Origin of the sequence: Bacillus sp. ISL-47, from assembly GCF_018613175.1 — a bacterium.
In the GTDB taxonomy this organism is placed as follows: Bacteria; Bacillota; Bacilli; order Bacillales; family Cytobacillaceae; genus Cytobacillus.
The window spans coordinates 93,221-102,020 of sequence record NZ_JAGGQS010000026.1; the positions used below are offsets into that span (position 1 = coordinate 93,221).

Consider the following 8,800-nt stretch of genomic DNA (forward strand, 5'->3'; position numbering starts at 1 on the left):
ATCGATATAAATATACTTAAAAACAGCCTGTGCCACTGCCAGGCTGTTTTCTTTTGTCCAAGACTTCTAAAAACGGGGAATATGCGATAAAGATATATAGAGGAAGAAAAGGAGGGCTGATCATGAGATTAAGTGAGTTAAGCGGAAAAGAAATCGTTGATGTAAAAAGGGCAGAACGGTTGGGAGTCCTTGGGCAGACAGATCTTGAGATAAATGAAAAAAACGGACAAATTCAGGCTTTGCTTATCCCCTCTCTGAAATGGTTCGGATTCAAACGGCAGGGAGATGAAATCAGGGTTTCCTGGCAGCATATCAGAAAAATCGGCAATGACATGATTATTATCGATATACCGGAACATGAAGAAAAAATTGAATAAAATACTTCAGAAGAAGGGCCGGGAAGGTCCTTTTTTATTTAGGCTCTTTTCCTATAGTTTGTTGTTTTTGGACTATAANNAGGACATTGAATAAGCTTCCTCGAATAAGCACCTCGTTGTAAGAAAATGCGAATGCATTTTCGAGGATCAAGTGACTTCCACTCCAATCAATTCAGTAATTAAAACTTGTTTGTAAGCAACAAACTTTGTGAAAACAGCTTTTATTTATGCTTACATACGGTTTAGCTTAATCGGATATGCTGCTAAAACGCATGTATGATGCAATTCCTCGTTTTCCTTTCTCCTTTTATTTTTCATTTACTACCTGTCATCTTTTCATTTATAAAGCCATTTTCTTTTAGGTGGAAAACTCACCTATTGCGTCTAGCGTACATAAGATGTTGAAGTAGTTCAATATAACAATTCCTATATGGTATTTAAATGAAATTGCCGGCCATGAAATGCGCCACATTTTATTCAAAGGTAAACCTGCTTATGCAATTGCTGTCTCGTGCCACAGCTATTGTACAGTGGCGTTGCCGGTGCGAGTACATTTTTCCCCGAAGCCAGGCGAATAAATGGCTTCAAAAATATATGCTTTCTTCAAGAAAGAAAGAAAAAAGAAGGTGAGTGTTGCATGCTGACAGGAACCCAAATTGCAGTTATCGGCGGTGATGCAAGGCAGCTAGAAATCATCCGGAAACTAACAGAGCTTGATGCTAAGCTCTCATTAATTGGTTTCGAGCAGCTGGATCATGCGTTTTCTGGTGCGGTAAAAGAAAAAATAGATGAAGTGGACTTTTCCAATATAGACGCCATTATTTTGCCAGTGCCTGGCACGGGTCTGGAGGGCCAGATTGAAACGATTTTCTCTAATGAAAAGGTGGTTTTTGAGGAAGAAATTCTCACGCAAACCCCTACGCATTGTACAGTTTATTCAGGCATAACAAATTCTTATTTAACTGGTATTACAAAGCAGGCAGACCGCCGCCTCGTGCAATTATTCGAGAGAGATGACGTGGCAATATACAACTCCATTCCAACTGTTGAAGGAACGATTATGATGGCTATCCAGCATACGGATTTTACCATCCATGGTTCCAATATTGCGGTTATCGGGCTTGGAAGAGTAGGGATGAGTGTAGCCAGAACATTCCATGCTTTGGGAGCAAAAGTGAAAGTCGGGGCAAGAAAGAGTGAGCATATTGCCCGGATTACAGAAATGGGACTTACTCCATTTCACTTAAAAGATATCGAGGATGCGGTAAAGGATACAGATATTTGCATCAATACAGCACCTCATTTAGTTGTAACAGCTTCTGTTATTTCGAAAATGCCGGCACATACCCTCATTATTGACCTTGCTTCAAAGCCTGGAGGTACTGATTTCCGCTATGCGGAAAAGCGCGGAGTGAAAGCTCTGCTTGCCCCAGGATTACCTGGAATTGTCGCTCCAAAGACGGCAGGGCAAATATTGGCGAACGTTCTTTCTCAATTGATTAGGGAAGATTTGCAAAAGAGAAAGGGGAATACAATATGAGTTTAAAAGGGAAAAGAATCGGATTTGGATTAACGGGATCTCATTGTACGTATGATGCTGTGTTTCCGGAAATAGAAAAGCTGGTTAACGCAGGTGCAGAGGTGCTTCCTGTTGTTACCTTTACTGTTAAAAGTACGGAAACAAGGTTCGGCAAAGGAGAAGACTGGGTACAAAGAATTGAAGATTTAACAGGCAATAAGGTGATCGATTCAATCGTAAAAGCAGAGCCGCTTGGACCCAAGATTCCGCTTGATTGTATGGTAATTGCGCCATTGACTGGAAACTCCATGAGCAAATTTGCAAATGCCATGACCGATTCACCGGTATTAATGGCGGCAAAAGCCACACTTAGAAATGGAAAGCCGGTCGTTTTGGGAATCTCGACAAATGATGCGCTTGGTTTGAATGGTGTAAACTTAATGAGACTAATGGCAACCAAAAATATCTATTTTATCCCTTACGGACAGGATGACCCAGTGAAAAAGCCAAATTCGATGGTAGCAAGAATGACTGCATTGTCAGACACAATTCTGCATGCGATGGAGGGCAAGCAGCTGCACCCTGTCGTAGTGGAAAGGTATAAAGACGATCAATAGCCCCTATTTTTTCTAGCAAAAAAAATTTAGTCCTTTAGTGAACGAATATGTTAGAATAAAAGTTATTAAGATAATCCAACCTCCAAGCTATGTTTAAAAATGCTTTATTAACACCTTGGGGATATGGCCAATATGCTTATAATATAAATGGATACCTGCCATTCTAACGTTAAAGGCAGGAAGGCGGCTGCCAATTTAATTTGGCCGCCGTTCTATTGAATTCTGGGCATATTGCTTTTTCACTAAAAAACTAATTTTGCTAGAAAAATATATTGGTACTGGAAGGGGAAAAGGAAATTGGAACAGAAAAAAGGATTTCATGTAGCAGTAGTAGGTGCAACTGGCGCAGTTGGCCAGCAAATGATTCAAACACTTGAAAACAGAGATTTTCCTATCTCACAATTAACTCTTTTATCATCAGCACGTTCTGCAGGTTCGAAGGTTACTTTTAAAGGCCAGGAGTTTACCGTTCAGGAAGCAAAGCCTGAAAGCTTTAAAGGTGTGGATATCGCATTATTCAGTGCTGGAGGCAGCGTCTCACAAGAGCTTGCCCCCCATGCGGTTGAACACGGTGCAATTGTGGTAGATAATACAAGTGCTTTCCGTATGGATCCAAATGTGCCGCTTGTTGTTCCTGAGGTTAACGAAGAGGATCTTAACAAGCATAATGGCATTATTGCGAATCCAAACTGTTCTACCATCCAAATGGTTGTTGCCCTTCAGCCTGTTAAGGAAAAGTACGGTTTGAAAAAAGTAATTGTATCTACTTACCAGGCTGTATCAGGTTCAGGAGCAGCAGCTGTAGATGAGCTTAACGAGCAGACAAAGGCAATTATTAATCATGAAGAGTTTGAACCGGCAATTCTTCCGGTCAAAGGCGATAAAAAGCACTATCAAATTGCTTTCAATGCGATTCCGCAAATTGATAAGTTTCAGGATAATGGATACACTTTTGAAGAGATGAAAATGATTAACGAAACAAAGAAAATTATGCATATGCCGGAACTGCAAGTGGCAGCTACATGCGTGCGCCTTCCGGTGGCAACAGGCCATTCGGAGTCACTTTATTTTGAAGTGAATTCAAATGATATTACGGCGAACGAAGTAAAGAGCCTTCTCGAAAATGCACCAGGAGTTGTCCTGCAGGATGATCCGGCAAACCAGATCTACCCGATGCCTGCTGATTGTGTTGGGAAAAATGATGTATTCGTCGGCCGTATCCGCAAAGACTTGGATGAGGATAAAGGCTTCCATATGTGGGTTGTTTCTGATAATCTTCTAAAAGGGGCAGCATGGAACTCCGTGCAAATTGCCGAAAGTTTAATTAAGCTTGGTTTAGTCAAGTAGTTAACGAGTTTCTCTTCATGTAAAGAGAAGTTAGAGGTGTTTTAATGAATATTATCGTTCAAAAATATGGAGGCACATCAGTACGCGATGCAGATAGCCGTGAACATGCGCTTAAGCATATTCAGAAAGCGCTGGCTGATGGATATAAGGTTGTAGTTGTCGTTTCAGCAATGGGGAGAAAAGGTGACCCATATGCAACAGATACCTTGCTTTCCCTTGTAGAAGGAAGCAGCAAGATTAGCAAGCGGGAAACAGACCTTCTTTTATCCTGCGGTGAAGTGATTTCGAGTGTCGTTTTTTCAAACATGCTCAAAGAGCACAGCATTAATGCTGCAGCCTTAACGGGTGCGCAGGCAGGGTTTAGGACAAATAATGATCATACAAACGCAAAAATTATTGATATGAAATGTGACAGGCTTCTAAAAGAATTAGAAGATCATGATGTAATCGTCGTGGCAGGCTTCCAGGGGTCTTCGAAGAACGGTGATGTTACCACAATCGGCAGGGGAGGCAGCGATACCTCCGCAGCTGCACTCGGTGCGGCACTAAATGCAGAGTGGATTGATATTTTTACAGATGTAGAAGGCATTATGACAGCTGACCCGCGAATTGCAGAAAATGCACGGCCGCTGTCAGTCGTGACCTACACTGAGGTCTGTAACATGGCATACCAGGGCGCGAAGGTTATTCACCCCCGCGCAGTAGAAATTGCAATGCAGGCAAAGATTCCAATCCGGATCCGGTCAACTTATTCGGACAGTCCCGGAACTCTTGTCACAACTCTTAATAAAAATAGACGAGGTACAGATATTAAGGAACGGTCTGTTACCGGAATAGCACACCTTTCCAATGTAACCCAGATTAAGGTTCTTGCTAAAAAGGACCAATATGATCTTCAATCAGAGGTATTTAAGGCAATGGCAAACCAGGGGATCAGTGTAGACTTTATCAACATATATCCTAATGGTGTAAATTATACGGTAACTGAAGAAATGACCGACAAAGCCATTAGCATCCTAAAAAGCCTGGGCCATGATCCGCTGGTGGAAAGAGAGTGCGCTAAAGTATCTGTCGTGGGAGCAGGTATGCAGGGGGTTCCTGGCGTGGCTTCCAGAATTGTTACGGCCCTATCCGAGCGGGGCATCCGCATTCTGCAATCTGCAGACAGCCATACAACCATCTGGGTTTTGGTTAAGCAAGCAGATCTTACAAAAGCTGTAAATGCCTTGCATGATGCTTTTCATCTTGAACAAGATCTGACAGAATATGAGAGAACAGATATTTAATCTGTTGAAAAAATATAAAAGTTCATAAAGATGGGTGAAAAGTACAGTAAAGAAAGCTGATGCAGCCCGTTAGAGGCCGCCTCGTCAAATGATAAACATCGGATCAGCTATCACGATAAGCTGATTTGGCCGGTGCTTTTCCCCGTACTTTTTGAACAGCCGCAAGGAGTGTAAAAATGGTTTTATTTGGTCGAGTATCCACAGCAATGGTAACGCCGTTCGATCATAAGGGACATATTGATTTCCCTAAAACGACACAGCTTATCAATCATCTTATCGAAAACGGTACAGATTCAATCGTTGTAGCCGGAACAACCGGTGAGTCGCCAACATTGTCTAAAGAGGAAAAGCTGGCACTGTTCCAGCACGCAGTAAAGGTGGCTGACAAACGTGTACCCGTTATTGCCGGTACTGGCAGCAACAATACCTATGAATCAATCGAATTAACAAAAAAAGCAGAACAAATTGGTGTAGATGCGATCATGATCGTTGCGCCATATTACAATAAGCCAAATCAGGAAGGGCTGTATCAGCACTTCAAGGCAATCGCAGAAAATACGAAGCTTCCATTAATGGTATATAACATTCCTGGGCGTTCTTCCGTAAATATTCTGCCTGAGACGATTATCCGCCTCTCTAAAATTCCAAACATCGTTGCAGTGAAGGAAGCGAGCGGTGATCTGAATGCAATGGCAAAAATCATTGCCAATACTGATGACGATTTCTTGCTTTATAGCGGTGATGATGGCCTTACTCTTCCATGTATGGCAATTGGAGGAACAGGAATTGTATCTGTTGCTTCTCATGTAATCGGAAACGAAATGCAGGAAATGGTCAATGCCTATCTTAACGGTGATAATGAAAAGGCTGCAAAAATACACCAGCAGATTCTTCCGATTATGGAAGGGCTTTTCAATGCTCCAAGCCCAGTGCCTGTAAAAACAGCGCTTCAAATCAAAGGACTTGATGTCGGATCTGTCCGCCTGCCGATGGTTCCTTTAACTGAGCAAGAGCGAAATGCAATAACTGCATTATTCAAATAATTAAATTAAGAGTTAAGCCAATCAGATATTAAGCTGATTGGCTTTTTCTGCTTCTATAAAGCAGGACTATGAAGAACATTCCCTTTTGCGCTAGGTAATATCGTCTTTATGAAGGCACTATGCGGCCCAAATTTCGCTTACCATGGAAAGATCGTCTTTATGAAGCCACTATGAAGCCACTATGAAGCCCAAATTACACTTACCCATGGAAAGATCGTCTGTATAAAGCCTCGATGCGGCCCAAATTTCGCTTGGTCATGGAAAGATTGTCTTCATGAAGGCACTATGCAGCCCAAATTTCGCCTGTCCATGGAAAGATCGTCTTCATGAAGCCACTATGAAGCCCAAATTACACTTGCCCATGGAAAGATCGTCTGTATAAAGCCTCGATGCCGCCCAAATTTTGCTTGGTCATGGAAAGATTGTCTTCATGAAGGCACTATGCGGCCCAAATTTCGCTTACCCATGGAAAGATCGTCTTCATAAAGGCTCGATGCCGCCAGAATTTCGCTTGGTCATGGAAAGATCGTCTTCATAAACTCTCTATGAAGCCCATATTCTTCATCCATGGAAAAGAATCATCTTTATAAGTGCTCTATTACCCTAATAAATCTCAATCAGAGAACAGAATCCAGTACATAAACCGCTTTTGTGAAGTAATAAAAACTGCACCTTCCAAAAAGCTGCCGTTATCAGGGGTGAAATCATATCCAAAGGATACTGAGTATTTCTAAGCCTGGCAGCGCTTACCCTTTGTATAAATTTGGTTGTCATGGTTTTAGGACATCAAGTATAATGATGATAACTGATCTTGATCGGCTGAACATGCATGGGAGGAAACGTACATTGAAAAAGAGACAGAATGAAAGCATCAAGTTAACAGCACTTGGAGGAGTCGGAGAACTGGGTAAAAATATGTATTTAGCAGAGGTAGACGAAGACATTTACGTTGTCGACGCGGGATTAATGTTCCCTGAAAATGAAATGCTCGGAATTGATATTGTAATCCCGGATATTACTTATCTAGTCCAAAATAAAGAAAGGGTACAGGGAATCTTTTTAACACATGGGCATGAGGATCATATCGGAGCCCTTTCTTATATATTGGCTAAGGTAAATGTTCCTGTTTATGGAACAAAGCTGACGCTTGCCCTTGCAAAGGCAAAATTGAAGGAACAGGAATACAAAGGTAAAGCCCAATTTATTGAAATAAATTCAGATTCAAAGCTTGAGTTCGATTCGGCTGAAGTTACCTTTTTTAGGACTAGCCACAGTATTCCGGACAGTGTGGGAGTTGCCATCCATACTTCAGAGGGTGCTATCGTATATACGGGCGATTTTAAGTTCGATCAGGCAGCAGCCTCGCTTTATAAGCCTGAAATAGGAAAAATGGCGCGTCTGGGCGAAGAGGGGGTACTATGCCTTCTATCCGACAGCACTGAAGCAGAAAAGCCAGGATATACAAACTCAGAAGCTAAAGTTGCCAGAGAAATGACAGCTGCCTTTTATGCTGCCAAAGGAAGGGTATTTGCTGCTTCATTTGCTTCCGACCTAATCCGTATCCAGCATATTTTTGATGCTGCGCTGGAAACCGGCAGAAAAGTGGCGGTTGTTGGAAAAAGCCTTCAAAAAATTTATGATATAGCCCTTCAATTGGGATATCTGCAGGTTGGGGAAGACGTAATTATTCCCGTTTCGGAAATCGGAAAATACCGGGATAATGAAATCGCTGTACTTACGACTGGTTCTCAGGGGGAACCGATTGAAGCTCTTCAAAAAATGGCAAAGCAGTCCCACAGACAGGTAAATATTAAAAAGGGGGATACAGTCCTGCTTGCCGCATCTCCGTTAAGGGGAACGGAAGTCTTTATTTTTAAAACAGTTGACATGCTATTCAGAGCCGGTGCTGAAGTGATTTCAGGAAAGGGTACGTTTAATACCTCCAGCCATGGAAGCCAGGAAGAGCTTAAATTCATGATCAACCTTATGAGTCCGAAATTTTTTATTCCGGTACATGGTGAATACCGTATGCTGAAGGCACACGCAGGCGTTGCTAAGGAGTGCGGTTTAACCAATGAACAAATCTTCATCCCGGATAAAGGGGATGTAGCTGAAATCAAAAACGGCAAAATTTTAACTGGCGGAAAAATCCCTTCCGGCAATGTTTTGATTGATGGTATTGGAGTAGGGGATGTTGGAAATATCGTTTTAAGAGACCGGAAGCTCCTCTCACAGGATGGAATTTTATTGGTTGTGGTCACCTTGAAAAAGCGTGAGAAAAAAATCTCAGCTGGCCCTGAAATCATTACAAGAGGGTTCGTGTATGTCAGGGAATCAGAGAAGCTGCTTGAAGAAGCAGTCAAAATAGTAAAAGAAGCGGTCGAGCAAAATCTTGTCAGAGAAGCATTTGACTGGTCGGGTATAAAACAGGATATGCGAGACAGCCTGAATCAATATCTTTATGAAAAAACAAAACGGAGACCGATGATCCTGCCAATCCTTATGGAAGGTTAATCGCCTTAGAAACAGTCTGGTAAGTGCCGGGCTGTTTTTCTTTTTAGGTAACATTTATCTGCTCTGCTTTTAAATCTGGTTCTATAATATTTGTTGG

The 8,800-nt window shown here is 42.0% G+C and carries 7 protein-coding genes; all 7 read left to right on the forward strand.

Annotated features, from left to right (window positions below):
* Positions 1-122 precede the first annotated feature (122 nt).
* The 7 genes from J7I93_RS10480 to J7I93_RS10510 all read left to right on the forward strand — a co-directional run bounded on the left by J7I93_RS10480 (position 123) and on the right by J7I93_RS10510 (position 8,703).
* Positions 123-377 (forward strand): YlmC/YmxH family sporulation protein, encoded by a 255-nt coding sequence (locus tag J7I93_RS10480; protein ID WP_214725810.1) that lies wholly within the window; start codon positions 123-125, stop codon positions 375-377.
* 637 nt (positions 378-1,014) lie between these two features.
* Positions 1,015-1,917, forward strand: a complete 903-nt coding sequence (gene dpaA / locus J7I93_RS10485) for a dipicolinic acid synthetase subunit A (RefSeq protein WP_214725811.1) — start codon at positions 1,015-1,017, stop codon at positions 1,915-1,917.
* Positions 1,914-2,513 carry a dipicolinate synthase subunit B gene (gene dpaB / locus J7I93_RS10490; protein WP_214725812.1) on the forward strand — a complete coding sequence of 200 codons (600 nt, stop codon included), beginning with the start codon at positions 1,914-1,916 and terminating at the stop codon, positions 2,511-2,513. Before dpaA ends, dpaB begins: the two co-directional genes overlap by 4 nt.
* Positions 2,514-2,810: 297 nt before the next feature.
* Entirely contained in the window at positions 2,811-3,860 is a 1,050-nt protein-coding gene (gene asd, locus J7I93_RS10495; protein ID WP_214725813.1) for an aspartate-semialdehyde dehydrogenase, read from the forward strand.
* A gap of 44 nt (positions 3,861-3,904) precedes the next feature.
* Complete coding sequence (dapG, locus tag J7I93_RS10500) at positions 3,905-5,146, forward strand: aspartate kinase (protein WP_214725814.1); 1,242 nt, start codon at positions 3,905-3,907, stop codon at positions 5,144-5,146.
* Between the two features lie 176 nt (positions 5,147-5,322).
* Entirely contained in the window at positions 5,323-6,189 is an 867-nt protein-coding gene (gene dapA, locus J7I93_RS10505; protein WP_214725815.1) for a 4-hydroxy-tetrahydrodipicolinate synthase, read from the forward strand.
* A gap of 846 nt (positions 6,190-7,035) precedes the next feature.
* Positions 7,036-8,703: a ribonuclease J gene (locus tag J7I93_RS10510; protein WP_214725816.1), complete on the forward strand. Its 1,668-nt coding sequence runs from the start codon at positions 7,036-7,038 to the stop codon at positions 8,701-8,703.
* Positions 8,704-8,800 lie beyond the last annotated feature (97 nt).